This window comes from Micromonospora sp. WMMA1947 (assembly GCF_027497355.1).
In the GTDB taxonomy this organism is placed as follows: Bacteria; Actinomycetota; Actinomycetes; order Mycobacteriales; family Micromonosporaceae; genus Micromonospora.
In genome coordinates this window covers 4,232,240-4,258,323 of record NZ_CP114909.1, presented here as the reverse complement: position 1 = coordinate 4,258,323, position 26,084 = coordinate 4,232,240, and the positions used below count along the sequence as shown (strand labels likewise).

23 protein-coding genes are annotated in these 26,084 nt (G+C 70.8%); 7 read left to right on the top strand and 16 right to left on the bottom strand.

Going from position 1 to position 26,084, the window contains the following annotated elements:
* Positions 1-45: 45 nt before the first annotated feature.
* Genes O7604_RS20275 through O7604_RS20250 form a run of 6 tightly spaced genes read left to right on the top strand, consistent with a single transcriptional unit; the run spans position 46 to position 7,913 of the window.
* Positions 46-975 (top strand): ABC transporter permease subunit, encoded by a 930-nt coding sequence (locus O7604_RS20275; protein ID WP_281577402.1) that lies wholly within the window; start codon positions 46-48, stop codon positions 973-975.
* The gene (locus O7604_RS20270; protein ID WP_281577401.1) at positions 972-1,910 is read left to right on the top strand and encodes a carbohydrate ABC transporter permease; all 939 of its coding nucleotides are present in this window, start codon (positions 972-974) and stop codon (positions 1,908-1,910) included. The genes O7604_RS20275 and O7604_RS20270 overlap by 4 nt, the downstream gene beginning before the upstream one ends.
* 42 nt (positions 1,911-1,952) lie before the next feature.
* Complete coding sequence (locus O7604_RS20265) at positions 1,953-3,596, top strand: extracellular solute-binding protein (RefSeq protein WP_281577400.1); 1,644 nt, start codon at positions 1,953-1,955, stop codon at positions 3,594-3,596.
* The gene (locus O7604_RS20260) at positions 3,593-5,119 is read left to right on the top strand and encodes a xylan 1,4-beta-xylosidase (protein ID WP_281577399.1); all 1,527 of its coding nucleotides are present in this window, start codon (positions 3,593-3,595) and stop codon (positions 5,117-5,119) included. Before O7604_RS20265 ends, O7604_RS20260 begins: the two co-directional genes overlap by 4 nt.
* Positions 5,116-5,805 (top strand): hypothetical protein, encoded by a 690-nt coding sequence (locus O7604_RS20255; protein WP_281577398.1) that lies wholly within the window; start codon positions 5,116-5,118, stop codon positions 5,803-5,805. Before O7604_RS20260 ends, O7604_RS20255 begins: the two co-directional genes overlap by 4 nt.
* The gene (locus O7604_RS20250) at positions 5,802-7,913 is read left to right on the top strand and encodes an alpha-glucuronidase (protein WP_281577397.1); all 2,112 of its coding nucleotides are present in this window, start codon (positions 5,802-5,804) and stop codon (positions 7,911-7,913) included. Before O7604_RS20255 ends, O7604_RS20250 begins: the two co-directional genes overlap by 4 nt.
* Before the next feature lie 10 nt (positions 7,914-7,923).
* Here the strand turns inward: O7604_RS20250 and manD are convergent, their stop codons facing one another.
* From manD to O7604_RS20215, 7 genes are all read right to left on the bottom strand, one after another.
* Entirely contained in the window at positions 7,924-9,132 is a 1,209-nt protein-coding gene (gene manD / locus O7604_RS20245; protein WP_281577396.1) for a D-mannonate dehydratase ManD, read from the bottom strand.
* An 82-nt stretch (positions 9,133-9,214) separates the two neighbouring features.
* Positions 9,215-9,385 (bottom strand): hypothetical protein, encoded by a 171-nt coding sequence (locus O7604_RS20240; protein WP_184686617.1) that lies wholly within the window; start codon positions 9,383-9,385, stop codon positions 9,215-9,217.
* Between the two features lie 57 nt (positions 9,386-9,442).
* A complete protein-coding gene (locus O7604_RS20235; RefSeq protein WP_269705301.1) occupies positions 9,443-9,709 on the bottom strand; it encodes a hypothetical protein in 267 nt (88 codons plus the stop codon).
* Between the two features lie 49 nt (positions 9,710-9,758).
* Positions 9,759-10,895: a hypothetical protein gene (locus O7604_RS20230; RefSeq protein WP_281577395.1), complete on the bottom strand. Its 1,137-nt coding sequence runs from the start codon at positions 10,893-10,895 to the stop codon at positions 9,759-9,761.
* 139 nt (positions 10,896-11,034) lie between these two features.
* A complete protein-coding gene (locus O7604_RS20225; protein WP_281577394.1) occupies positions 11,035-12,195 on the bottom strand; it encodes an alkaline phosphatase PhoX in 1,161 nt (386 codons plus the stop codon).
* 98 nt (positions 12,196-12,293) lie between these two features.
* Positions 12,294-13,133 carry a nuclear transport factor 2 family protein gene (locus tag O7604_RS20220; protein WP_269705298.1) on the bottom strand — a complete coding sequence of 280 codons (840 nt, stop codon included), beginning with the start codon at positions 13,131-13,133 and terminating at the stop codon, positions 12,294-12,296.
* Between the two features lie 38 nt (positions 13,134-13,171).
* The gene (locus O7604_RS20215; protein WP_281579990.1) at positions 13,172-14,185 is read right to left on the bottom strand and encodes a sigma-70 family RNA polymerase sigma factor; all 1,014 of its coding nucleotides are present in this window, start codon (positions 14,183-14,185) and stop codon (positions 13,172-13,174) included.
* Between the two features lie 353 nt (positions 14,186-14,538).
* Here O7604_RS20215 and O7604_RS20210 point away from each other — a divergent pair, with 353 nt between their 5' ends.
* Complete coding sequence (locus tag O7604_RS20210) at positions 14,539-16,077, top strand: RICIN domain-containing protein (protein ID WP_281577393.1); 1,539 nt, start codon at positions 14,539-14,541, stop codon at positions 16,075-16,077.
* Positions 16,078-16,102: 25 nt separating this feature from the next.
* Here O7604_RS20210 and O7604_RS20205 read toward each other — a convergent pair whose 3' ends face one another.
* The 9 genes from O7604_RS20205 to O7604_RS20165 form a co-directional block, all read right to left on the bottom strand.
* Positions 16,103-17,677 carry an Ig-like domain-containing protein gene (locus tag O7604_RS20205; protein ID WP_281577392.1) on the bottom strand — a complete coding sequence of 525 codons (1,575 nt, stop codon included), beginning with the start codon at positions 17,675-17,677 and terminating at the stop codon, positions 16,103-16,105.
* Between the two features lie 120 nt (positions 17,678-17,797).
* Complete coding sequence (locus O7604_RS20200; RefSeq protein WP_281577391.1) at positions 17,798-18,382, bottom strand: hypothetical protein; 585 nt, start codon at positions 18,380-18,382, stop codon at positions 17,798-17,800.
* Between the two features lie 97 nt (positions 18,383-18,479).
* On the bottom strand, positions 18,480-19,547 hold the full coding sequence (locus tag O7604_RS20195; RefSeq protein ID WP_281577390.1) for a lytic polysaccharide monooxygenase: 1,068 nt from the start codon (positions 19,545-19,547) through the stop codon (positions 18,480-18,482).
* Between the two features lie 183 nt (positions 19,548-19,730).
* The gene (gene urtE, locus O7604_RS20190) at positions 19,731-20,426 is read right to left on the bottom strand and encodes an urea ABC transporter ATP-binding subunit UrtE (protein ID WP_281577389.1); all 696 of its coding nucleotides are present in this window, start codon (positions 20,424-20,426) and stop codon (positions 19,731-19,733) included.
* Complete coding sequence (gene urtD, locus O7604_RS20185) at positions 20,423-21,199, bottom strand: urea ABC transporter ATP-binding protein UrtD (RefSeq protein WP_281577388.1); 777 nt, start codon at positions 21,197-21,199, stop codon at positions 20,423-20,425. The genes urtE and urtD overlap by 4 nt, the downstream gene beginning before the upstream one ends.
* Complete coding sequence (urtC, locus tag O7604_RS20180) at positions 21,196-22,329, bottom strand: urea ABC transporter permease subunit UrtC (RefSeq protein ID WP_281577387.1); 1,134 nt, start codon at positions 22,327-22,329, stop codon at positions 21,196-21,198. Before urtC ends, urtD begins: the two co-directional genes overlap by 4 nt.
* Positions 22,326-23,213, bottom strand: coding sequence for an urea ABC transporter permease subunit UrtB (gene urtB, locus O7604_RS20175; protein ID WP_281577386.1), 888 nt, complete (start codon positions 23,211-23,213; stop codon positions 22,326-22,328). Before urtB ends, urtC begins: the two co-directional genes overlap by 4 nt.
* 76 nt (positions 23,214-23,289) lie before the next feature.
* Complete coding sequence (urtA, locus tag O7604_RS20170; RefSeq protein ID WP_281577385.1) at positions 23,290-24,534, bottom strand: urea ABC transporter substrate-binding protein; 1,245 nt, start codon at positions 24,532-24,534, stop codon at positions 23,290-23,292.
* 403 nt (positions 24,535-24,937) lie between these two features.
* Entirely contained in the window at positions 24,938-26,020 is a 1,083-nt protein-coding gene (locus O7604_RS20165) for a substrate-binding domain-containing protein (protein WP_281577384.1), read from the bottom strand.
* Between the last annotated feature and the right edge of the window lie 64 nt (positions 26,021-26,084).

Genomic DNA, 26,084 nt, shown 5'->3' with positions numbered 1-26,084 from the left:
GTATTACCGGAAAGTTCCATCTGACGGTCAGGCGGGAGGACGAGCTTGGCAGCCCCGACCGCGCGCAGTCGTCGTACGCCCTGGCGGCGGGCCCTGCGCCGGGACTGGCAGCTCTACTCGCTGGCCGTCCTGCCGCTGCTGTTCTTCCTGACGTTCCGCTACCTGCCGATGCTCGGCAACGTGATCGCGTTCCGGCGCTTCCAGCCGGGCGGCAGCATCTTCGGCGAGTACTGGACCGGGCTGCGGTACTTCCGGCTGTTCTTCACCGACCCCACCTTCTGGAGCGTGTTCACCAACACGCTCGTGCTGGGCGCTCTGACCCTGCTGTTCTGCTTCCCGCTGCCGATCGTCCTCGCGCTGCTGCTCAACGAGGTGCGCAACCGCGCCCTCAAGCGGTTCGTCCAGTCGGTGTCCTACCTGCCGCACTTCCTGTCGATCGTGATCGTGGCCGCCATGGTCCTCCAGTTGCTGTCGGTGGACGGCACGGTGAACCAGATGGTGCGCGCCGTGGGCGGCGAGCCGGTGGCGTTCATGCAGCAGGCCGGATGGTTCCGGACGATCTACGTCTCCTCGGAGGTCTGGCAGACCGTCGGGTGGGGCACCATCCTCTACCTCGCCGCGCTCACCACCGTCGACGGCGACCTGTACGAGGCGGCCCGCATCGACGGCGCCAACCGGTGGCGGCAGACCTGGCACGTGACGCTGCCGGGGATCCGGCCGACGATGGTGACCCTGCTGATCCTCAACATCGGCACCTTCATGGCCGTCGGCTTCGAGAAGATCCTGCTGCTGTACAACCCGCTCACCTACCCGACGGCGGACGTGATCTCGACCTACCTGTACCGGGTGGGCATCGTCTCCGGGAACCTCAGCTACGCCGCCGCGATCGGCCTGTTCGAGTCCGTGATCGGGCTGACGCTGGTGCTGTCGGCGAACGCGATCTCCCGGCGCACGGTGGGGACAAGCCTGTGGTGAGCACGCGGGCCCGCACCCAGGCCCCGACACGAGAACCGGCGGCCCGGCCGCGTGGCCCCCGGCCCAGCCGGGGCTACCGGGTCTTCCAGGTGGTGAACGTCGTCGTGCTGACCGGCGTCGTGGTGGTGACCCTGTATCCGTTCCTCACCATCGTGGCCCGCTCGCTCAGCGACAACGCGTACATCGTCGCGGGCGAGGTGAACCTCGTGCCGCGCGGGTTCAACCTCACCGCGTACCGCGTGGTGACGTCGGACCCGACGTTCTGGGTCAGCTACCGCAACACCGTCTTCTACACGGTGGTCGCCACGCTCATCTCCGTCGTGCTGACCACCTGCTACGCGTACGTGCTGTCGAAGAAGCACCTGCGGGGCCGGACCGCGCTGGTCGGGATCGCCGTGTTCACCATGTTCTTCACCGGCGGCCTGATCCCCAACTACGTCCTGGTCACCAGCCTGGGGTTGAAGAACACCGTGTGGGCGATCGCCCTGCCCAACGCGATAAACGTGTTCAACCTGCTGGTGATGAAGGCGTTCTTCGAGAGCCTGCCGGTCGAACTGGAGGAGGCAGCCGCCGTCGACGGCCTGAACACGTACGGCACGCTGCTGCGGATCGTGCTGCCGCTGTCGAAGGCGATGGTCGCCACGATGGTGCTGTTCTACGCCGTCTCGTTCTGGAACTCCTGGTTCGCCGCGTTCCTCTACATGGACCGTCAGAACCTGCTCCCGGTGACCGTCTATCTGCGCAACCTGATCGCGGGCGCGACCGACGCCACGCAGACCGGCGGCGGCCTCGGCAGCGCCGGCGACGTCGTCCAGTCCGCCGCCACCATCCAGTCCGTGACCATCGTGCTGACGATCCTGCCGATCCTCGCGGTCTATCCCTTCATCCAGCGCTATTTCGTCTCCGGAATCATGCTCGGCGCCGTGAAGGGATAGCCGCCACCGGCATCACCACCCCACCACCGGAAGGAAGAACCCATGGCCAAGCTGTCCCGGCGCCAGGTGCTGCTCGCCACCGGCGCGGCCGCCGTCGCCTCCCTGGCGGGTTGCGGCGACGACGCCCCGGACAAGAAGGACCTCGACCGCAACCGCGCGGGCGCGATGGAGAAGTACGGCGTCGGCGACCAGTTCAAGGCCACCGAGCCGGTCACGTTCTCGATCCTCTACAACAACCACCCGAACTACCCGCTCAAGCCCGAATGGCTGTTCTGGACCGAGCTGGCCGGGCGGACGAACGTCAAGCTGGACCCGGTCGCCGTCCCGCTGAGCGACTACGAGCAGAAACGCAGCGTGCTGGTCGGCTCCGGCGACGCCCCGCTGATCATCCCGAAGACCTACCACCCGCAGGAGAACTCGTACGTCTCGTCCGGCGCGATCCTGCCGGTCAGCGACTACCTCGACCTGATGCCGCACTTCAAGGACAAGATCGAGAAGTGGAACCTCAAGCCGGAGATGGACACGCTCCGGCAGGAGGACGGCAAGTTCTACCTGCTGCCCGGGCTGCACGAGAAGCCCTGGCAGGACTACACCCTCGCGGTCCGCACCGACGTGCTGGAGCAGTTGAAGATCCCGTCCCCGACCACCTGGGACGAGGTGTACGCCATGCTCAAGGCGATGAAGGCGGCCCACCCGGATGTCATCCCCTTCTCCGACCGGTTCGGCAAGCCCAACCCGGCCGGCAACCTGTTGAACATGCTGGCCCTCGCGCACGGCCTGCCCGGCGCCGGCTGGAACTACCAGCCGACGAGCTGGGACGAAGGCGCCGGCAAGTACGTCTTCACCGGCGCCTCGGACGGCTACCGGCAGGTCGTGGAGTACCTCCACAAGCTGGTCGCCGAAGGGCTGCTCGACCCGGAGACGTTCACCCAGACCGACGACCAGGCCCGGCAGAAGCTCGCCAGCGGCAAGTCCTTCGTGATCAGCACGAACGCGCAGACCCTGGTGAACGACTACCGCCCGGACATCGCGAAGATCAACCCGAACGCCCGGCTCGGCAAGATCCTCTTCCCGGTCGGTCCGGCCGGCCCGGTCAACGCGGCGAGCCGGCTGGAGAACGGCGTGATGATCTCCAGCAAGGCCCGCGACGGCAAGAACTTCGTGGCCATGATGCAGTTCGTCGACTGGCTCTGGTACTCCGACGCCGGCCAGGAGTTCGCCAAGTGGGGCGTCGAGGGCACCACGTACACCAAGGACGCCTCGGGCAAGCGCAGCCTCGCCCCGGACGTCAACGTCATCGGGCTCAACCCCAAGGCCAGCAAGCATCTGCAGAAGGACTTCGGCTTCTACAACGGCGTCTTCGCGTACGGCGGCACGCTCGACCTGGTGCAGTCGTTCTTCTCGCCCGAGGAACTGGAGTTCCAGAAGGAGATGAACGCCCGCAAGGCCGCGCCCTGGGTGACTCCGCCACCCGCGCCGCTCAGCGATGAGGAGCGGGAGCAGACGACGCTCTGGGCGACCGCGCTGAAGGACCACGTCACCCAGAACACGCTGAAGTTCGCCCTCGGCCAGCGGCCGCTGAGCGAGTGGGACGCCTACGTCTCGGAGCTGAAGGGCAAGAACGCGCAGGCCTACATCGACCTGGTCAACAAGGCGTACGAGCGGTACCGCAAAGACCACGGATGATGCGGCTCCTCGTCCCCGACCGGCCCGTCGGCCGGCTGACCGACGCCTGGCGTACCTGCGTGGGCACCGGGCGGTTCGACCTGGCGCTGCGACGCGACTATCAGGACTCGCTGGCGCTGGTGCAGCGGGACATCGGGTTCCGGCACATCCGCGGGCACGGGCTGCTCAGCGACGGCGTCGGCGTGCACCGCCCCTACACGTACCAGGGCGAGCGCCGGGTGCGGCACGCCTTCACCTACGTCGACCAGGTCGTCGACGCCTACCTCGCGATGGGCATCCGGCCCTTCGTCGAGCTGGGGTTCATGCCCTCGGCGCTCGCCTCCGGCGACCAGACGGTGTTCTGGTGGCGGGGCAACGTGACGCCTCCGGAGTCGTACACCGAATGGGGTGACCTGGTGCGCGCCACGGTGGCCCACCTGGTCGACCGGTACGGCCTCGACGAGGTGCGCGGCTGGCCCGTCGAGGTCTGGAACGAGCCCAACCTGCCGGCGTTCTGGGCGGGCGCCGACCAGGACGCCTACCACCGCCTGTACGAGGTCTCGGCGCACGCCGTCAAGGATGTCGACGCGGCGCTCCAGGTCGGCGGCCCGGCCCTGTCCCCCGGCGCCGACGAGTGGCTGAAGCCGTTCGCCGAGTTCGTCACCGACCGCGACGTGCCTGTCGACTTCGTCAGCCGGCACGCCTACACCTCCGGCCCGGCCCGGCACGTGCCGTTCGGCACCCGGCAGACCCTGGCCCCGGCCGCGGAACTGCTGGAGCAGTTCGCCGCGCCCCGCCGGCACCTGGCCGGCACCGCGCTGGCCGGCCGCCCGGTGCACATCACCGAGTTCAACTCCTCCTACCGGCCGGACAACCCGATCCACGACACGGCCTTCCACGCCGCCTACCTCGCTCCGGTGCTGGCCGGCGGCGGGGACCTGGTCGACTCCTTCTCCTACTGGACCTTCAGCGACGTGTTCGAGGAGGAGGGGGTGCCGACCGCGCCGCTGCACGGCGGCTTCGGCCTGCTCACCCACCGGCAGATCAAGAAACCCACCTACCACCTGTACGCGTTCATGGCCCGGCTCGGTGACGAGGTGCTCGCGCGCGGGCCGGACCACCTCGTCACCCGGCACCCCGACGGCCGGATCGCGGTGCTGGCCTGGGCCCCCGTCGACGTCACCGGCCGGGAACCGGCACCCGAGCGGCACACCCTGTCGCTGTCGGTGCCGATCGGCCCGTCGGGCACCGCGTCGGCGTTCCTGCTCCGCTCGTCGGTGAGCGAGGACGCCGGAAACGCCTTCGCGGCCTGGCGGGAGATGGGCAGCCCGCACTCACCACGGCCCCGGCAGTTCGACGCGTTGCGGGAGGCCGCCGAGCCGGCCCGTACCCATCGGGCGGTGCCGGTCGCGGCCGGGCGGGCGGACCTCGACCTCGACCTCGCCCGGCACGAGGTGACTCTCGCCGAGCTGACCCCGGTGGTGGACGAGACCCCGCCGTGGTGGGACGACAGGCTGCTCGACCCGCCCGGGGATCGACAGTGACCGGCGCGACGGGCGGGCTGCGGGAGTTCGGCGACGGGCCGTTGTCGCGGGCCGCCGCGACGGTTCACACCCTGCTCGTGGTCGAACTGCTGCTCCTGGTGAGCACGCTGCCCGGTCTGGCCGTGCTCGTGCTGCTCGACCGCGACAGCAGCAACCTCCCGCTGGTCGCCGTCGCCGCGCTACCGGTCGGCCCGGCCGTCTCCGCCGCGCTGTACACGCTGCGGCACCAGCGCCCCGACCTGACCGATCTGCGTCCCGCCGCCGCGTTCCGCCGGGCCTACCGGGCCAACCTGCCGGGCGTCCTGCGCGTCTGGGCGCCAACGCTGCTGTGGCTGGCCGTCATCGCGGTCAACCTGGCGAACCTACCCGCCGCCGCCGTCCCCGGCTGGTGGGCGGTGCCGCTGGTGGTGGTCGGGGCGGGGGTGATCCTGGTCGGGGTCAACGCGCTGGTGATCGTCTCTCTGTTCACCTTCCGCACCCGCGACGTGCTCCGGCTCGCCGTGTACTACGTGGCGCGCAAGCCCGGCGTCACCGTCGGCAACGTCGCGCTGCTGGCCGCCGCCGCCGGCGTCACCGCGGTGTTCTCCGAGGCGGTGCTCGCCCTGCTCGCGGCGCTCCTGGTGCTGGCGCTGCTGCGCATCGGCGACCCCATGATCGACGACATCCGGGCGGAGTTCACCGCGTGAGCGTTCCGGCCACCGGCCGCGCGTCGGCCGGCAGCGGCGAGTCGGCCTGGCACGCCGCCTGGCTCCCACCAGCGGCGTTCCGCGAACTCGGCTCACGCGGCGTGCTGGTGCACGGCGACGGACCCCTGGTCGACACCGTCCTCGACGAGGTGAGCCGGGCCTGCGCCCGGTACGGCGGGCGGCTCTGGCACGGTCCGCCATGGCCGGTCGACGCGGACCTGGTGCTGGCCCTGCGCGAGGCCGGCCCGGTGCCGAACGCGGCGGCGGAGGCGGCCCGGCTCGGTGCGACACCGGCGGTGAACGGCACCGGTGACGGCTCCCTCGGCGACGAGGGGTACCTGCTGACGCGGGCGAGCGGCGTGACTGTGGTCCTGGCCGACGCGCCGGCCGGCCTGCTGTACGGGATGTTCCACGTGGTCCGGCTCGGCGCGGCGGCGTTCGACGACGACCTTCCGGCGCGGCGGCACCGGCCGGCACTGGACCGGCGGATGCTCGACCACTGGGACAACGTGGCCGTACACCCGGTGTCGGGCCAGGTCGAGCGGGGCTACGCCGGCGGCTCCGTGTTCTGGCGCGACGGCGCCGCCCGGCGCGAGCCCGCCCGGCTCCGCGACTACGGCCGCCTGCTCGCCGCCTGCGGGGTCAACGCGATCTGCGTGAACAACGTCAACGTGCACGACACCGAGGCACTGCTGCTGACCGACCGGCTCGGCGACGTCGCGGAGATCGCCGAGGTGCTGCGCCCGTACGGCATCCGGGTGCACCTGTCGGTGACCTTCGCCGCCCCGGTGCTCCTCGGTGGCCTGCCCACCGCCGATCCGCTGGACGAGCGGGTACGGGCCTGGTGGGCCGCCGTCACCCGGCGGGTATACCGGCGGATCCCCGACTTCGGCGGGTATCTGGTGAAGGCCGACTCCGAGGGCCGGCCCGGCCCGTTCGCGTACGGGCGCGACCACGCCGACGGCGCGAACCTGCTCGCCGAGGCGCTCGCACCGCACGGAGGCGTGGTGCGCTGGCGGGCGTTCGTCTACGACCACCACCAGGACTGGCGGGACCGGTCGACCGACCGGGCCCGGGCCGCCCACGACCACTTCGCGCCGCTGGACGGACGATTCGCCGACAACGTGATCCTCCAGGTGAAGTTCGGCCCGATCGACTTCCAGCCACGCGAACCCGTGTCCCCGGTGCTCGCCGCGATGCCGGCCACCCGGCTGGCGGTGGAGGTACAGGCGACGCAGGAGTACACCGGCCAGCAGCGGCACGTCTGCTACCTCGCACCCTGGTGGAGCGAGGTCCTGCGGTTCCGGCCCCGGGGCGCGACCGGCGGCACGATCGCCGACGTGGCGGCCGGCCCGGCGGGCACCGGTGGCGGCCTGGTCGCCGTGTCCAACGTGGGCGACGACCCGTTCTGGACCGGGCACCCGCTGGCCCAGGCGAACCTGTACGCCTTCGGCCGGCTCGCCTGGGACCCGCAGATGGATCCCGGCGCGATCCTCGACGAGTGGATCGACCTGACCTGGCTGCCGGTCTCCACCGGCGATCCGGAGACGGTGCGGCGGACGATGCACGCCGTCATGGACGACTCCTGGCGCACCTACGAGCGCTACACCGCCCCGCTCGGCGTCGGCTTCATGGTGCGGCCCGGCCACCACTACGGCCCGGACGTGGACGGCTACGAGTACACCCCGTGGGGCACCTACCACTTCGCCGACCGCGACGGCGTCGGGGTGGACCGGACCCGGGCGACCGGAACCGGCTTCACCGGCCAGTACCCGCCGCCGTGGTCGGAGGTGTACGAGTCACGCGAGCGCTGCCCCGACGAGTTGCTGCTGTTCTTCCACCACGTCCCGTACCGGCACGTGCTGCACAGCGGCCGTACCGTGATCCAGCACATCTACGACACGCACTTCGCCGGAGTCGAGGAGGTGGCGGCGATGCGGGAACGGTGGCGGCTCCTCGCCGGGGCGATCGACCCGGCCGTCCACGACCGGGTGGCCGAGCGCCTCGACGAACAGTTCCGCAGCGCCGTGGAGTGGCGGGACCAGATCAACACCTACTTCTTCCGCAAGTCCGGGATCCCGGACGCGCACGGTCGCCGCATCCACTGAGCCGGCGCGCTCACCAGGGGTGCACGGTGCCGTCCGCCAGCCGGTTCACCGGCAGGTAGGCCGGCGCGTACGGGTAGCGGGCCGCGGCCTGCTCGTCGATGTCCACCCCGAGCCCCGGAGTCTCGGCCGGATGCAGGTAGCCGCCGTCGTAGTGGTAGCCGTGCGGGAACACCTCGTCCGTCGCCTCGGTGTGCCGCATGTACTCCTGCAGGCCGAAGTTGGGGATGGCCAGGTCCAGGTGCAGCGCGGCGGCCATGCAGACCGGGGACAGGTCGGTGGCGCCGTGCGAGCCGCTGCGGACGTGGTGCAGCGCGGCGAGGTCGAAGATGCGCCGCAGGTGGGTGATCCCACCGGCGTGGACCACTGTGGTGCGCACGTAGTCGATGAGCTGTTCCCGGATGAGCTGGGCGGCGTCCCAGATGCTGCTGAAGACCTCGCCGACGGCGATCGGCGTGGTGGTGTGCGAGCGGATGAGCCGGAACCCCTCCTGCAGGTCCGCCGGGACGGGATCCTCCATCCAGGTCAACGCGTACGGCTCCAGGCTCTTGCCGAGCCGCGCCGCCTCGATCGGGGTGAGCCGGTGGTGCACGTCGTGCAGCAGCCGGAGGGTGGGGCCGAACTCCTCGCGGACCCGGGCGAACACGCCCGGCGCGTGGGCCAGATACGCCTCCGTCGACCAGGTCGTCTCGGTCGGCAGCGCGGCGTCGGCGGGCTCGTAGAACATCTTGTCGGCGCTGACGCCGTACGTCCGGGGCAGGCCGGGCACGCCGCACTGCACCCGCACCGCGCGATAGCCGAGGTCGACGAAACGGGCGACCTCGGTCAGCACCTCGTCGACCGTCTCGCCGTTGGCGTGTCCGTACACTGTCACGCCCTCGCGGGACCGGCCGCCGAGCAGCTGGTAGACCGGCAGCCCGGCGACCTTGCCCTTGATATCCCACAGCGCGGTGTCCACGGCGGCGACGGCGCTCATCGTGACCGGCCCGCGCCGCCAGTACGACCCCTGGTAGAGGTACTGCCAGGTGTCCTCGATCCGGGCCGGGTCGCGCCCGATCAGCAGCGGCACGACGTGGTCGCGCAGGTAGGACGCGACTGCGAGTTCCCGGCCGTTGAGGGTGGCGTCACCGACGCCGGTGAGACCGGCGTCGGTCACGACCTTCAGGGTCACGAAGTTCCGGCCGGGGCAGGTCACGATCACCCGGGCGTCGACGATTCTCATCCGGTCTCCCCTGCGGTCGGCGCTCCGGTCACCACAGGATTATCCATCATCGTCGATCAATTGGGCGCCCTGCGCCGGCCGGTCAGGCCGGTTCGGGCACGCCCCCGGGCTCCCCGTCGTCGGGCATCGGCTCGACCGGCGCCTCGGGCAGTTCGCCGGGCGTGTCCGGGAGGAGTTCACCCGGGTCGTCCGGCACGTCCTCACGCGGGTCGATCGGCGGGTACAGCTCGGGATCGAGGTCGGGGTTGGTCATCGGCCCAGTATCCGACGCCACCGCCGGGATCGCCCGCCGACGTCTGATCGAGCGCCGTCACCGGCTTTCGACGTCGCCGGTCGCGGGCGTGGACGACCCCTCTGCCGGCTTGCGCAACCACAGCCACACCCCCGCCAGCATGCACGCCGCGCCACCGATCGCGACCGCCGTCTCCGCCAGCTCGGGGAAATCGTCGAGGAACGGGAAGGTGCGCGTGGCCGCCATCGCCAGGATCCCGATCAACAACAGGAGGCCGGCGCCGATCCGCTGGAGAATCATGCGCTTCATTGCATCATGACCTCGCCACAGCAGGGCCAGGCCCACGCCCCGGTCGTTGCCGAGTCACCCCGGGCAGGGGCGTGGGCCTGGCCGCTCATCTGGTGCGCTCGATCACACCGGCCTGGCGGAACCCGTCGACGGTCGCAGCGCCGCTGCCCCAGAAGGATGAGGTTCCCGGGATGTTGGCCAGCGCGTCCAGGTGCGGGTCGTTGCCGTCGACCTTGGGTCCGTACGCGACACTCCACCGCCCGCCGGTGTAGCGCAGCAACAGCGTGCCCGGGTACTCGACGTACGGCGGAATCGGGTTCGTGCCGCTGATCCAGACGTTGCCGTTCGCGTCGCCGGCGACCGCGTACACCCAGCCCGCTGGCGCCGGTCCGGCCACCCGCTGCCACGTCCGGCCGTCCCAGTGCAGGATGACCGGCTTGGGCGAGGAGTCGAAGTCCTGGGTGCCGACCGCCCAGGCGTCGGTCGCCGAGCGGGCCCACACGCCGGTGAGGTGGACGCTCGCGATCGGCGGAATCGGGGCCACCCGCCACGACCCGCCGATGCGCTGCACGATCATCGGCTCCGGGTAGGGCGCGTCGGTGACGTACCGGTCGCCGGCGGCGAAGACGGCACCGTCCTTGGTGCGCGAGACCGCCCGCAGGACGCCGTTCACTCCTTCCGTCCCCGGTACCGCCACCCGGCTGAACTGACGCGCGTCGCCTTCGACGACCAGCGGCCGGCCGCCGTCGTGACCGACGAGCACGGCCCGCCCGCCACCGGTCCCGGCCACGTCCAGCAGGTCCGAGGTCCCGGACGGGGCGGACCACGGCGTGTGGGACGTCCAGGTCACGCCGTCGAAGTGCCCGGCGTACGGCTCTCCGGAGCGCCGGATGCCCACCGTCCAGACGTCGCCGGCGTTCACCGCGTCCACCTTGTACAGCACATGCGCCTGGTGCGGCAGCCGCCGCTCGATCCATGCCCCTCCGTTCCATTGGAGCAGGGCGTACGGCTGGTCGATCGAGTACCCCGTGTAGGTCGACGCCTGGTAGCCGACGGACCAGGCGTTGTTCGGGCCGGTGGCGGCCACGTCGGTGAGCCGGCTGTCGTGGATCAGCGCGGGAACCGTCGCCGACCAGGCCGACGATGATGCGGCCACGACCGGCGTGCCCGCCGGGAGCACCATGCCCACCGTCAGAGTGGAGACCGCCGCCGCCGACAGCCCGTACCGTGCCAGAGATCCCATGATGCCCTCTTCCCCGATTGATGGCAGGTCCTCAGCATCGCGCTCCGGGACGTTCCGCGTACGCCCGGCGACTGTCCCGTAAGACAGTGGTAAGAACGGCTGGTCCGGCCTCGGAGCCGTCAGCGGGGCCGGGAGCCGGTCATCGGCGGAACGGCCCGGTGACGCAGTAGGTGATGCCGCCGGAGGACGAGCCGGTCGTGCCGCGCTGCGACGAGAAGTACAGCCGGTCGCCGGCCGGGGTGAACGCCGGCCCGGTGATCTCCGAGCCGCTCTGTCCGGTGATCCGCAGGAACACCGAGATCTTGTCGTCCGGCGTGATCATGCAGATCTCCATGTTGCCGCCGTCCTCGGCGACGTACAGGTCACCGGCCGTGGACCCGGTGATGTTGTCGACGCCGGTCAGCGGAGCGGTGCCGTGGCTGACCAGGTTGTCGTCGTAGGCGAGTTCGTACGTGCCGGCGGCCAGGTTCACCTGCCACACACGGTTGTCGCCCTTCGTGGTGAACCAGACGGTGTCGTCGGCGTAGTGGCAGCCCTCGCCACCGTTGAACGTCTTCGCGCCGGACACCTGCTGCCGGGTCGGGGTGGGCGAGCCGTCCGGATCGGGCACCGTGGCCCAGGTGAAGGTGCCGGAGGTGGCCGTACCGGCGCGGAGGACCTGGAGGGTTCCGGCGGACAGGTCGCCCCAGGTGGTCGGCACGAAGCGGTAGAACTTGCCGTCGGTCTCGTCCTCGGTCAGGTAGACGACCCGGCGGACCGGGTCGGCCGCGGCCGCCTCGTGCTTGAACCGGCCCATCGCGGGACGCGCCACCGCGGTCTCGCCGAGGGGGTACGTCTCGAAGACCCGGCCCCGGGACACCTCCTCGCAGGAGAGCCAGGTGTTCCACGGCGTCTTGCCCCCGGCGCAGTTGTTGTCGGTGCCGGAGAGGATCCGCGACGCCCCGACCACGACACCGCTGGAGTTGAAGACGAGGCGTGAGGCGCCGCCGCCCGCCCCGGCCGACACCTCGGAGTTCGACACGTAGATCCAGCCGGAGCCGTTCGGGAACACGGCGCCGCCGTCCGGGGCGTCGTGCCAGGTGTACGACGTCCCCGGCACCGTCCGCCGGGATCGCGCGACGACCGAGCTGGTGAATCCGGCCGGCAGCTGGATGCCGTTGGCGTCGGCGGCCTGGAGCCCACCGTACGGCCCCGCCGCGTTCTGCGCCGGGGCTCCGTACGCGGCCGACCACGCCGTGAACGGCAGGGCGACGGCGCCCGCACCGAGAACAGTGGCCCGCAACATCGCTCGACGATCCATGGAACCTCCTCCGTAGGTTCCCCAGATCCGACCGTGCGGAGCTTACGCACGCCGATCTGGTGGATGAACGTCGATGGACGGCTCGATGTGCGATGTCGCTACGGACGCAGATCCGTCCGTGCCGTCCCGGTCGAGGGGTCGTACGGGTAGGAGAGGTGCTGGTGGGTCATCAGCCAGGCCCCGTCGCGCCGCTGGAAGACCCGGGTGCCCCGGGACCAGCTCTCGATCGGTGGACCACTGCTCGGGCGTACCGAGACGTGGTTGAGGCCCCACGCGACGGCGAGGTCACCGTCGACCACGATCGTCAGGTCGGGAACGTCCCAGGCGACTGATCCGTCACCCGACGCCGCCAGGCCCGCCGCGCAGACCTCGCGAACAGCGTTCACACCGACGTATCGCAGCGGTTGGTCGTGCTCGTACGAGACCACGTCGTCGGCGACGGCATCCATTAGGGCATCGAGGTCCTTGGCCGCCGTGCCCTCGAACCACCGCCGGTGAAGCCGGCGCACCTCCGCCTCGGCCGCGTCCGCGTCCGGCTCGGTACCGGCGAGCGGGAAGGAATGGTGTTCGTGGGCGACGATCCACCGGCCCTCCCGCCTCCGCAGGCCGAAGGTCACCCGCAGGCGGTTCTCCGGATCCGCAGCGACGTCGGCCGGCGTGCCGCACCGCAGCAGCGCGTACGCGAAGGCCACGTCCTCGCCGGCGACGACGTCCAGCGACTCGACCTCGAACGACGCACCCTGCGCCTGCCACCTGAAGAACGGCGGCCAGATCTCCCGGTAGGCGTCCAACCCGCGCACGCCCTCGTACGGCGGCGGCACGTCGAACATCACCATGTCCTCGGCGTGGTCGGCCAGGACGCCGGCGAGGTTCCCCTCGTGGACCGCGGCGGCCCAGCGCGCGACCAGGGCCCGGATCTGTTCTTCGTTGCTCGGCATGTCGGCTCTGCCCTTCGTGGCTGGTGGACCCGTCAGGACTACAACCCCGGCCGGGCCGCGAACTCATCGCCTCCGCGCGAACTTTCCGGAAGCCGATCCGGCAGGTCGAAGGCAGGCAGGCGCGCGTCGAGGAACGAGACGACCTCGGCCACCCGGCGTCCCCGCAGCACGAGCAGGTCCAGCCCCGCCGGGAGGTAGGCGGCAGCCGCCTCGTCCCACAGGTACGTCCCGAAGGCGAGCTGCCCGTTGGCACCCGTCGGCAGGAACCGCCACCTTCGCCCCGCTGTCACCTCGGTCAGGAAACCGCGGATCTGCTCGTGGCCCTCGTACCAGACGGTCAGCGGCGGCATCGAGTACCGCGCGTCCTCCGTCAGCATCGCCACGATCGTCTCGACGTCGCCGGACTCCCACGCCGCGGCGTACTGCCTGGCCACCTCCCGCTGCCCCGCGTCGCCCAGCTCGGCGAGGGTCCGCTGCTGGCTCCCGGACGGGTTCAGCCCGGCGACGATCCGGCGGGCCCGCTGCATCGCGCTGTTGACCGCGGCGACGGTGGTGCCAAGCATCCCGGCGGTCTCCTCGGCGGAGTAACCGAGAACGTCACGCAGCAGCAGGACGGCACGTTGTCGCGGCGGCAGGTGCTGCAACGCGGCGACGAACGCGAGTTCCATGGTCTCCCGCGCGATCGCGCGGGTCTCCGGATCCGATTCGGCGGGCCGGGCCGCAAGGCGGTCCGGATACGGTTCGAGCCAGCTCACCTCGGCCCGGGACATGCCCGGGCCGGTGAAGTCGGTGGGCAGTTCACGCCGCCCGCGCGCGCCGAGGAGAGACAGAGCGCGGTTGGTGGCGATCCGGTAGAGCCACGGCCGGATCGAGCGGTGACCCTCGAACCTGTCGACGGCCCGCCATGCCCGGTCCATGGTGTCCTGGACCGCGTCCTCCGCGTCGTGGAAGGAACCGAGCATCCGGTAGCAGTGCGCACGCAGCTCGTCCCGCAGGGGTGCGACCAGACGGCTGAAGGCCGCGCCGTCGCCCGCGCGCGCCGCCGCCAGCATCCTCGCCGTCGCGTCCTCGCCCGACGGACCGGCCTGCGCCGATGGTTCGCCCTGGCTCACCCGCCTCAATCTAGTGCCGGGCACCGCGCTGGGTGCCTGGTCTCCGCGCCCACCCGGCGGAGGCCGGTGAGCGGGGACGCAAAGGGAACGACCTTGGTCGATCCCTTGACTCTCCAGATGAGACCGCTAACACTTGCCGGTAACGCGCACGTAACCACCAGAAAACATCGGCCCGGCCGCGAAGACCTGGCTTGTGGGTGATTGAGCGATGTTAACGCTAACGACGTCGGGCGTCGGTGGCAGCAGCGGCTCCGGCGATCGGTCTGACATCCGAACCCAGAGAGGCTGGATCAGTGATCGACCACTTCTTGACGCGGATCACGTTGCTGCGGGGTCACGCAGCGGGACCAACGCGGCGCACCCGGTCGTTACGCCGGCTGCTGATCGCGCTGGTGGCCGCGATGACGGCGATGGCCGGCGGCGTCGTCGTCATGTCGTCGCCCGCCATTGCCGCCACCAGCCAGTTCCGAGGCATGAACTGGGCCGTGCTGGGTGACAACTTCAGCACCGGCCCCCTCGTCGTGCAGGGCCTGAGCTCCTCCGACAGCAACGCGACGGTACGGGCCAAGGCCAACGCCCTCTACGACGACATGGCTTCGACCATGGGGGTCAACACCGTCCGGCTGCCCATCAACACCCACACGGTCGGGACGGCGTGGTGGGAGGCCTACCGAGGCGCCGTCGACGCCGCCACCGCCCGCGGGTTCAAGGTCATCCTCGCGTACTGGGAGGACGGTGCCGCCTCCGGCGGCAGGATCACGAACCTCGCCGCGTGGAACGCGATGTGGTCCACGGTGACCAACACGTACGGCTCGAACCCCAACGTCTACTTCGAGCCGATGAACGAACCGCACGGTTACAGCTCGACGGAGTGGCGCAACGTCGCGGCCAACTGGCTCAGCTACCACTACTCGGCGGTGCCCAGCCGCGTGCTCATCGGGGGCACCGGGTTCAGCCAGGACCTGCGGGACGTCTGCAACGACACCCGCTTCGCCTCGACGCTGCTGTCCTTCCACCACTACGCCTTCTTCTACGGTGAGATGACCTACGACGCCTTCCGCGGCCACATCCAGACCCGCCTCGGCAACTGCGCGTCGCGGGCGGTCGCCACCGAGTTCGGCGCACCCATGAACGACGGCCGCAACTACGCCGACGCGAACAGCACCGACAACTTCGTGCGCCACATCCGCGCCATGGCCCAGGTCATGCGCGACAACCGGATGGGCGGCACCTACTGGCCCGCCCTCGGCGGAAAGCCCGGCACCATCGGCTACGACTGGTACTCGATGTACTCGCTGAGCGGCGGCGGCACCGACCTCAACCTGACCGTCCGCAACACCTCCGGCGCCGACCAGATCCGGTACGCGTGGGGCGACACCGTCGGGGGTGGCCCGACGACGTCCCCGCCGACTGGCACGTTCTACCGGATCACCGTGCGGCACAGCGGCAAGGCCATGGACGTCCAGCAGCCGAACACCGACAACGGCGCGCGCGTCGGCCAGTACACGTACAACGGCAACGCGTGGCAGCAGTGGCAGTTCCAGGACGCGGGCGGCGGCTACTGGCGACTCGTCAGCCGCAACAGCGGCAAGTGCCTCGACGTGGTGAGCGCGTCCACCGCCGACGGCGCCGAGCTGATCCAGTACACCTGTGGCGGCGGCGCCAACCAGCAGTTCCAGATGGTCGCCGACGGCAGCTACTTCCAGCTCCGGGCACGGCACAGCGGCAAGTGCGTGGACGTACCGGCAGCGTCGACCGCAGACGGAGTCATCCTCAAGCAGTACGCGTGCAACACCGGCGCCAACCAGCAGTGGTCGCGCACGAGCGTCTGACGAGCCCGGCTGCCGATGGGGCCGTTCACCGGCGCAGGTGGCCGATGCCGTGCCGGTCGAGCCAGGTGACCGTCCGCGGCACGAACGTCGGCGCTGCCGGGCCGGCGCTGACGTCGGTGGCGACCAGCGGTACCTGGGCGGCGACCGGAAGCAGCGTGGACTGCCAGCAGGCCGGCGTGGCGCAGGCCGAGCGGTCGTCGACGCGCCAGGCGGCGGCCACGCTGCGGCCGTCCGGGTCGGCCGGGCGGTACTCAAGCCACCGGCGCAGGTCGTTGCCGCCGTCGACCCCGGCGGCGAGGACCAGGTTGAACGAGCCGTGGACGCGAAGCAGGCGGATCTGCTCCTGCACGCCGAAGTTCGGCAGGCCGGCGTCCAGGCAGGCGGGGCCGCCGTCGCGCCAACAGGTCCAGACCGCCGCGGGGTCGGTGCCGCCCGCCGCCGGGAAGTCGTACGGCGAGATGTCGAGGACCACCGCGTTGTCGTCGCCGAACACCTCCGCCACCGCGCTCCAGAACGAGCGCGTGGCGAGGATGTCGCTCTGGCGCAGCGACACGACGGGTGTGATGCCGCCCCGGACGAGCCGGTCGACGTACCGGGCCGCCTCGTCGAGGTAGCCGACGCGGTTCTGCCTGTCGGCAGGGCTGCCGGTGTAGACGTAGCAGGCGTCACTCAGCACGACCCGCACCGCGTTGACGCCGCGGGCCCGCAGCGCGCCCACTGACGCGTCGTCGACCGGGCCGTCCCAGCGAATCGGTCCCCACGCGCACTCGCCGGGCGCGGCCGACCGGATGACTCCGCGTGGCCGGTACGGCCTCGGGTCGGCGGTGACCGTGAGGATGCGATTGCCGAACGCCTTCAGCGCGGGGGCGGCACCGGGTGCCTGCGGCGGGAGCACCCGGACGCCGCGGACCTCGGCGGTGGCCCGGGCGCCGGCGCTGTCGTAGGCGGTGGCGGTGACGTGGGTACCGCTGTTCGGCGGCACGCCGCGCCAGTCGAACGCGTACGGCGCGGTGGTGTCCACGGCGAGTAACGTGCCGCGCTCGCGGAACTCGACCCGCTCGATCCGCCGGCCGGGCGCCGCCGTGGCCTCCGCACGGATCGGGACGACGCCCGGCGCGGCGAAGAAGTCGTTGGGCAGGGGCGAGGTGAGCGCCACCGACGGCCCGCCCGGCAGTGGGCTGGGCTGCGGGCTCCCCGAGGCCGACGGCGGCGACGAGCCGGTCGGGCCGCCGCCGTCCGCGTCGCACGGCTGGCCGCTCAACACCCAGTCGGTCGGCTCGGGGTCGGCGCCCCGGTAGTTGCCGCCGAACCGCACAGTCACCGAGGCGCCGGTGGGCAGCGTGGAGCCCGCCGGTGGGCGGAGCATGGTCACCGGGTACAGCTCGCCGCTGCCGAGCGTGTATCCGTCCGGCAGCCGGTCGAGGCCCATGGTGATCGTCTGGCCGTTTGCCTGCCGGAATCGCAGCCACCAGTCGGTGACCGGAGCGCCCAGGTTGGTGACGGTGAGCTCGGCCCAGAAGCCGCTGGACCACTCCCGGGTGATCGTGTAGTCCACCGTGCACGCCGTCGCGGCGTACGCCGGCCGCAGCACCATGGTCATGGCCCCGCCGACGACAACCGCTGCGGCTGTAGCCAGCGCGAAGATCCTGCGTCGCATCATGCCCCCATGTGTCGATTGCATCGCGTCAAGCAGCCTCAGCGGTCGGGTCGCTCGGCGTGGTCAGAGGCCGGCGGCGGCGTCGTACCGGCGCCGCAGGTCGGCCATCTCCGATGCGGGCAACGCTTCCCTGAGTGCCAGTTCCTCGTACTTGTCGGGGAACATCTCCCGTAGCCGGTCGACGAACCTGACGTCGGCGGTCGCCTCGACCACCTGAATGCCGGGAGGCTGGGTGGTCATGTCCATGATCACCGGGCCGACGAGTTTGACCGCTCCGTCCCAGTGGCGCCTCTGTTCGGCCACGCCGCAGAGGTGGAAGCCGTAGACCGTGTGGACGTCGGCCAGTGTGGCCGCCCCGGTGGGCTCGTAGCCGTAGACATGGACGCCGCAGACGACCGCCGGCGCGGCCTGCTCTCCGGCCGGCGCCTCTGGGACGGTGTGCCCGGCGTGCTGATGATCTTTCGGGTCCGCCTGCTCGAGCGTCGTACGCATCCGGGTCAGGATCTCCTGGCGGAGAACTGCCGGGTCCGTCCTCGGGACGATCGAGGTGACCACGCTGGCCGCCCCGAGCGACGCGGCCAGCAGGCACACCTCGATCCACACGAACCGGCTTCGGTACCAGCCGCTGACGCCTGCCCGGGAAATCATTGTCGTTCCTCACCTCACTGCGGTTCCTGATGCTGGCGGAGGGCAGCCTTTTCGACGGTGGGGTGGCGCGTGCCGCGCCACCCCACCGCGGACGCTGTTACCGGGCGGTGCAGGTGAGGGTGGGTGTGGAGTTGGTGCCGTTCCAGGAGGCGTTGAAGCCGAAGCTGGTGCTGGCGTTGGCGCTCAGGGAACCGTTGTAGGCGACGTTCGACGCGGAGACCGACGAACCGCTCGAGGTGACCGTCGCGTTCCAGGCGTTGGTGATGCTCTGGCCGTTGGGCCAGGTCCACGCCACCGTCCATCCGGAGATCGCGGCGTTACCGGCCCGGACGGTGACCTCGGCGCCGAAGCCACCGGACCACTCGTTCGTCTTGCGGAAGGTGGCGGTGCAGGCGCCGTTTCCGGCCGGCGGCGGGGTCGTCGGGGGCGTCGTGGTGGGCGGCGGGGTCGTCGGCGGCGTGGTGGTGGGCGGCGGGGTCGTGGGCGGCGGGTTGCCGCCGCCGCCGAAGATCACGTCACTGCACAGGTAGTACGGCTGGTCGAGGTGGGACGCCTGCCAGATGGTGTAGACGACGTGCCGCCCGGTGCGGTTGCCCGCGTTCACCTGCGCCTCGTAGAGCCCGGTGGTCGGGTAGCTGCCGGTACGGAGTACCAGCTCGAGGCTGTTCCAGGTGAGGGGCTGGGTGGTCGGGTCGAAACCCTGCTTGGTGATGTAGATCAGCATGTAGTCGGCGCCGTGCCGAGCACCGTCGGTCAGCGTCAGGGTGAAGTTGTTCGGCATCGGCTTCGCGGTCCACGCGCCGACCGCGTCGAGCGAGGCGTACAGGCCGTTCTGGGTGCGACCGCCGCTGCACAGCTGCCCGTCCGGCACGGCGGCCTGGTGGTTGCCGCCGACGTTCTCGCGGTACAGGCCGTTCCAGTTCCACATCGTGTTCGGGTTGGCCTGCCACGCCTGCCAGCACATCGGGTCGGTCTGGGCCATCGTGGGGTTGAGGTGATCGGAACCCCAGCGCTCGTAACATCCGTAGTTGCGTGACGGCGGGTTGGTGACCGATCCGTGCGCCGAGGCCGGACCGGCCTGGTTGACCACGACCATCGTGAACGAGGCGACGAGAACTGCGACCGCAGCCAGTCCCAGACGGCGTGCTGTCCGTGAGATTTTCATGATGCTCCAGTGGATGCGCCGGCGCCCAGTGACCCTCGCTGGGTGCCCACCCCGGAGAAGATGACGCCGATCGATTCAAGCCGTCCCAGGGGCGGACGGCACTGCTGCCCAGCAGCGCTTGGCGACTCCCAGCCACGATGGTAGTAAAGACCGCGGTCAATGTAAATTGGACACCGGCCCGGATCAGACCGCGAGGGCCGCGCGTACCTCCCGCTCCGCCGTCACTCCCCCGTCGCCGTGCGAGGTGACCCGGCCGGATTCGAGGACGTGGTAGCGGTTCGCCACCCGCAGCGCGAACCCGAGGTGCTGCTCGACGAGCAGCACGCTGAAGCCGGACTGCCGGGTCAGCTCGACGATCCGCTCCTGGATCTCGGCGACCACCGACGGCTGGATGCCCTCGGTCGGCTCGTCGAGCATGAGCAGCCGCGGCCGGGTGATCAACGCGCGGGCGATGGCGAGTTGCTGACGCTGACCACCGGAGAGCAGCCCGGCCCGCCGCCGCAGCAGCGGACGCAGCGCCGGGAACAGGTCCAGCACCTCCGCCGTCGCCACCGCGCCGTCGCGCCGGCCGTCGGCGACGAGGCGCAGGTTCTCCGCCGCCGTCAGGTGCGGGAAGCACTGCTGGCCCTGCGGGACGTACGCCATGCCGCGCGCCACCCGCTCGTGCGGCGCGAGACGGGTGACGTCCTCGCCGTCCAGCTCGACGGTGCCGGCGGCCGGGCGCAGCAGGCCCGCCGCGACACGCAGCAGTGTGCTCTTGCCGGCGCCGTTGTGCCCGAGCACCGCGGCCACCCCGTCGGGCGGGACGGCGAGGTCCACGCCGTGCAGCACCCGGGAACGCCCGTATCCGGCGTGCACCCCACGCAGGGTCAGCATCATGCCTCCAGACCGCTGGGGACCGACCCGGCGTCGACCGGGTGGCCGAGGTAGACCTCCTGCACGCGCGGGTCCGCCTGGACCTGCGCCACGGTGCCCTCGCTGAGGACCTTCCCCGCGTGCAGCACGGTGACGCTGCGCGCGAAGCGACGCAGGAAGTCCATGTCGTGCTCGATCACCACCACCGTGCGGTCCCGGCTCACCGTCTCCAGCAGGGCGCCCGTGGCGTCGCGCTCCTCGTGGCTCATCCCGGCGACCGGCTCGTCGAGCAGCAGCAGCCGCGCGTCCTGCACCAGCAGCATGCCGATCTCCAGCCACTGCTTCTGGCCGTGCGCGAGGGTGCCGGCCAACTGGTCGGCCCGGCCGGTGAGCCCGATGGTCTCCAGCGCGGCGGCCACCTCGTCGGGGATCCCCCGCCGGCGCCGGGCCAGGATGGCCCAGCTCCGGCGGGCGCCCGCGGCGATGTCCAGGTTCTGCAGCACCGACAGCTCCTCGAAGACCGCCGACGTCTGGAACGTCCGGCCGATGCCGAGCCGGCTGATCCGGTGCACCGGGCGACCCAGCAGTTCTTGTTCGCCGAAGCACACCGAACCGGTGGCCCGCACCAGACCGGTGATCGCGTCGACGAGGGTGGTCTTGCCGGCGCCGTTCGGCCCGATCAGGAACCGGATGTCACCGGCGGGCACCTCCAGCGAGACGCCGTCGACGGCGGTGAAGCCGTCGAAGCTGACCCGCACGTCACGGACGGACAGCCCGTCCAGCCGGTCGTCGCTCACGGTGTCTCCACCTCCGCCCGCTTCGCGCGGCGGCGGGCCAGCGCCCACAGCGACGCCAGGCCGCCGGGAAGGAACGCCACCACCACCACGAACAGCAGACCCTGCAGGTACGTCCAGGTGCCCGGGAAACGTTCGGAGAGGGCGGTACGCGCCCAGGCGACCGCCACCGCGCCGAGCACCGGTCCGAGCAGCGTGGCCCGGCCGCCCACCGCCACTCCGATGACGAACTCGATCGACGGGACGATGCCGATGAGGGCGGGCGAGATGATGCCCACCGCCGGCACGAACAGCGCGCCGGCGAGGCCCGCCATGCCCGCCGCCACCACGTAGGCGACGAGCTTGACCGACGCCGGGTCGTAGCCGAGGAAACGGACCCGCTCCTCGCTGTCCCGTACCGCCACCAGCAGTTCCCCGTAGCGGCTGTGGACGATCTGGCGGGCCAGCGCGAGCAGCGCGAGCAGGACGCCGGCGATGATGAAGTAGACCATCCGCTGGTTGACCGGGTCGTCCAGGTCGTACCCGAAGAAGCCCTGGATGTCGGTGAGCCCGTTGGTGCCGCCCGTGGTCCCCTGCTGGCCGATCAGCAGGATCACCATGGCGGCGGCGAGCGCCTGGCTGAGGATGGCGAAGTACGCGCCCCGCACCCGGCGGCGGAACACCAGTGAGCCGAGCCCGAAGGCGACGGCCATCGGCAGCAGCACCGTGGCCGGCAGCGCGAACCACGGGCTGGCGAACGGCCGCCACCAGACCGGTAGTTCGTCGAGTTGCCCGTACAGCTGCATGAAGTCGGGCATCCCACCGGGACCCGCGTCGGCGAGCTTGAGGTGCATGGCCATCGCGTAGCCGCCCAGGCCGAAGAAGACGCCCTGGCCGAGGGTGAGCATGCCGCCGCGTCCCCAGGCGATGCCGATGCCGACGGCCACCATGGCGACGCAGAGGTACTTGGCGAGCAGGGCCAGCCGGAAGTCCGACAGCGCCAGCGGCGCGACGGCGAACAGCAGAGCCGCGCCGAACGCGAACCCCGCCGCCGCGCGCAGCCGGGACCGGCCACCCGGTCGGCTTCCCGGTGCGGTGCCGGCCGGGGCCGGCGGGTCGGCGGTGCTCGGCGGCGCGGGTGTCACGGCGGTCATGCGAGGCTCCTGGTCCGCAGGGTGAACAGGCCCTGTGGCCGCCACTGGAGGAACGCGACGATCGCCACGAAGACGATCACCTTGGCGACGCTGAGGGTGGTGAGGTACTCCCCGGTGGCCTGGAGGACCCCGAGGGCGAAGGCGACGATCACGCTGCCCTTGAGCTGCCCGATCCCGCCGACCACGACGACCAGGAAGGCGTCGATGATCAGATTGGTGCCCATGGTCGGGCCGATCGGGCCGAGCAGGGTGAGCGCCACCCCGGCGAGCCCGGCCAGGCCCGAGCCGAGGAAGAAGGTCGTCCGGTCGACCCGGGCGGTGGGTACGCCGGACACCGCGGCGAGGTCGCGGTTCTGCACGACCGCGCGGATCCGGCGCCCCAACGGGGTGAGCCGCAGCGCCAGGGTGAGGACGGCGACGGCGGCCAGGGCCAGGGCCAGGATGAACAGCCGGTTGTTGGCGACCGTCAGCCCGCCGGGCAGGGCCACGTTGCCGGTGAGCAGGTCCGGCGCGCGGGTCTGCACGTTCGGACTGCCGAAGATGTCCCGGGCGAGCTGTTGCAGCATCAGGGACACGCCCCAGGTGACCAGCAGGGTGTCCAGGGGCCGGGCGTAGAGCCGGCGGATCAGCAGGATCTCCAGCAGCACCCCCATCGTGCCGGCGACCACGAACGCGACAGGCAGCGCGACCAGCAGCGACAGGCCGGCGCCGGTGATGCTCTGTTGCAGCACGTACGTGGTGTAGGCGCCGGCCATGATGAACTCGCCGTGCGCCATGTTGATGACGTTCATCTGGCCGAAGGTCAGCGCCAGCCCGAGCGCGATGAGCAGCAGGACAGCGCCGATGCTGATGCCGGTGAAGAGTTGACCGAAGAGGACTGTCACGGTGGGTACTCCCGTACTGCTGGTCGGGGACCCGGGCGGGGCGCGTCGTCGCGGTGCCCGCCCGGGGCCGGCGTCGTCAGCTCAGACCGCTCGCCCACGGATAGGTCTTGAGGTACGGGTCCGGCGCGATCGGCTTGCCGGAGTTCCACACCTCGGTGATCAGGCCGTCCGCGCCGACCTTGCCGATGCGGGCGGTCTTGGCGATGTGCTGGGTCTTGCCGTCGACGGTGACCAGGCCCTCCGGCGCCTCGAAGGTGATTCCGTCGGAGGCGCCACGGACCTTCTCGACGTCGAACGTGCCGGCCTTCTCGACCATCGCCTTCCACAGGTAGACGCTGACGTAGGCGGCCTCCATCGGGTCGCTCGTCGGCTTGTCCGCGCCGTACTTCGCCTTGTACGCGGCCACGAACTTGTTGTTCGCCGCGCCGGGCGTGGTCTGGTAGTAGTTCCAGGCGGTCAGCTGGCCCTCCAGGTACTGGGTGCCGATGCCCTTGACCTCCTCCTCGGCGATGGACACCGAGACCACCGGCATCGCGGCGGCGGTCAGCCCGGCCGACTTGTACTCCTTGAAGAACGCCACGTTGCTGTCGCCGTTGAGGGTGTTGAAGACCGCCTTCGCGCCGGACGACTTGACCTTGTTGACGATCGTGCCGAATTCGGTCGATCCGAGTGGCGCGTAATCCTCGCCGACCACTGTCATGCCGTTCGCCGCCGCGTACGCCTTGATGATTTTGTTGGCCGTGCGCGGGAAGACGTAGTCGCTGCCGACCAGGTAGACCGATTTCGTTCCCTGAGCCTTGAGGTAGTCGAGCCCGGGGACGATCTGCTGGTTGGTCGTCGCGCCCGTGTAGAAGATGTAGGGCGACTGTTCCAGACCCTCGTACTGCACCGGGTAGAACAGCAGCGCCTTGTTCTTCTCGAACACCGGCTTGACCGCCTTGCGGCTGGCCGACGTCCAGCAGCCGAAAACGGCGGCCACCCGGTCCTCGGAGATGAGCTTCTCGGCCTTCTCCGCGAAGGTGGGCCAGTCCGAGGCGCCGTCCTCCCCGATCGGCTGGATCTTCTTGCCGAGGACGCCGCCGGCCGCGTTGATCTCCTCGACGGCGAGCATGATGGAGTCGCGGACGGTGACCTCGCTGATCGCCATGGTGCCGGAGAGCGAGTTGAGCAGGCCCACCTTGACGGTGTTGCCGGAGACGTCGGCGGTGACGCCGGCCGCGCCGCCCTCGTCACTGGTCTTGCTGCCGCACGCGGTCACGGCGACCGCGGCGACGAGGGTCATGGCACCCGCCATGATGCGGCGGCTCCGAAGAAGTGACATCTAATCTCCCTGCGGTGCACTCAGGTAGCGAAAGGACGGTCGGTGCGGTCCGGTGGAGTTGGCGACGCCGGAGCCGACGGGTGGACGTCAACTACGGTCATCGCATTGGCTACGGGCACGCAAAGCGTCGACCGGCATGATTGCGCGGACGTTTCCCAGTCCTTAATTGACTGTTTCCCGCGCAGCGGGGAGAGCGCACGCCACAACGGCCGCAACCGCCTGGTGCAAGGCGGTTTCAGCCGTGGTCAACGCAGTGAAAAAATTGCCACCGGAATGGTCGGCGGACGCATTCCGCCGACGGTGGACAGGAGATCGCGGTATCCACCCTCCGGGACAGATACTTCACGCAGGAAGTATCTTAGGGCCGGGCCGGGTGGACGTGTCAAGGGTCCGCATCGGACGGTCAGATCTGGGCGAGCACGGTGAAGTCGAGGCCGTCGGCCTCGGCGAGGTAGATCCGCTGACGCACGTGCCGCCGGCGCAGCTGCAGCCGACCGCGCGGCCCGTGGTACGCCACCGTGTCGGCAGCCGTCTCGATCGCCCGTACGTCGAGGGTGCGGGCCTGCCCGATCAGGGCGGCGAGCAGCATCACGCCCTCGTAGCAGGACTCCCCCAGGCTGCCCAGCGGCGGCGCCTCCACCCCGAACCGGCGGGCGAACTCGCCGTGGAAGTCGAGGTTCTCCTGCGTCACGAGGCCGGCGAAGAAGCCCGCCGTGCTGTAGAGCCGCCGCGTCGCGCCCGCCCCGCTGGCCAGCAGCATGTTCTCGTCCATCAGGGTGCTCAGCCGCAGGCAGCGCTGGTCCATCGCGGCACGCGCGAACGCCCGGTTGAACCGCACCGCGTCCGCGCCGACGAGCAGCATCACCACGGCGTCGGCGCCGCTGCGCTCGATCCGGCGCAACACGTCGTCGAAGTCGTGCGTCTCCAACGGCAGGAACGCCTGCCCCACCACGCGGCCACCGCCGCGCAGCGCGTACCGGTGGGCCGCCCGCGCGGTGCGCCGGGGCCACACGTAGTCGTTGCCGACCACGAACCAGCGGCGCACGCCCTGCTCCCCCGCGAGCAGCCGCATCGCGGGCCACAGCTGGGCATCCGGTGTCTCGCTGGTCAGATAGACCCCTTCGGTACGCTCACCGCCCTCGTACAGGGCGGTGTAGACGTACGGCACGCGGTGCGCGACCCGGGGCGCGAGCGCCTGCCGCACCGAGGAGATGTGCCAGCCGGTCACGCCCTGCACGGCGCCCATCGACACCAGCGCCTCCACCTGGGCGGCCACCTCGGCCGGCGGGGCGCCGCCGTCGACCGGCACCAGCCGCACCTCGCGGCCCAGCACCCCGCCACCGGCGTTGATCTCCTCGACCGCGAGCTGGGCGCAGAGTTCGCAGGTCGGGCCGAACATTCCCGCCGGCCCGCGCATCGGGTACACCAGCGCGATGCTGACCACGGCCCGATCGACTGTGAGCCACGGCGGTGCCGGCGCGGTCATGAGCCCATGATTGCCCGGCCGACGTGGGAAAACCACAGCTCTCCACGGAGCGGGACGAGTCGCT

Coding starts and splice junctions, on each gene's coding strand:
- O7604_RS20220 (WP_269705298.1), bottom strand. CDS start 13,133: ATGCCGAGCAACGAAGAACAGATCCGGGCCCTGGTCGCGCGCTGGGCC.
- O7604_RS20165 (WP_281577384.1), bottom strand. CDS start 26,020: ATGACCGCGCCGGCACCGCCGTGGCTCACAGTCGATCGGGCCGTGGTC.
- O7604_RS20230 (WP_281577395.1), bottom strand. CDS start 10,895: ATGGGATCTCTGGCACGGTACGGGCTGTCGGCGGCGGCGGTCTCCACT.
- O7604_RS20205 (WP_281577392.1), bottom strand. CDS start 17,677: ATGACCATGGTGCTGCGGCCGGCGTACGCCGCGACGGCGTGCACGGTG.
- urtE (WP_281577389.1), bottom strand. CDS start 20,426: ATGATGCTGACCCTGCGTGGGGTGCACGCCGGATACGGGCGTTCCCGG.
- urtA (WP_281577385.1), bottom strand. CDS start 24,534: ATGTCACTTCTTCGGAGCCGCCGCATCATGGCGGGTGCCATGACCCTC.
- O7604_RS20215 (WP_281579990.1), bottom strand. CDS start 14,185: ATGCTGGCGGCGGCGCGCGCGGGCGACGGCGCGGCCTTCAGCCGTCTG.
- O7604_RS20260 (WP_281577399.1), top strand. CDS start 3,593: ATGATGCGGCTCCTCGTCCCCGACCGGCCCGTCGGCCGGCTGACCGAC.
- O7604_RS20195 (WP_281577390.1), bottom strand. CDS start 19,547: ATGAAAATCTCACGGACAGCACGCCGTCTGGGACTGGCTGCGGTCGCA.
- O7604_RS20240 (WP_184686617.1), bottom strand. CDS start 9,385: ATGACCAACCCCGACCTCGATCCCGAGCTGTACCCGCCGATCGACCCG.
- O7604_RS20200 (WP_281577391.1), bottom strand. CDS start 18,382: ATGATTTCCCGGGCAGGCGTCAGCGGCTGGTACCGAAGCCGGTTCGTG.
- O7604_RS20265 (WP_281577400.1), top strand. CDS start 1,953: ATGGCCAAGCTGTCCCGGCGCCAGGTGCTGCTCGCCACCGGCGCGGCC.
- manD (WP_281577396.1), bottom strand. CDS start 9,132: ATGAGAATCGTCGACGCCCGGGTGATCGTGACCTGCCCCGGCCGGAAC.
- urtC (WP_281577387.1), bottom strand. CDS start 22,329: ATGACCGCCGTGACACCCGCGCCGCCGAGCACCGCCGACCCGCCGGCC.
- O7604_RS20225 (WP_281577394.1), bottom strand. CDS start 12,195: ATGGATCGTCGAGCGATGTTGCGGGCCACTGTTCTCGGTGCGGGCGCC.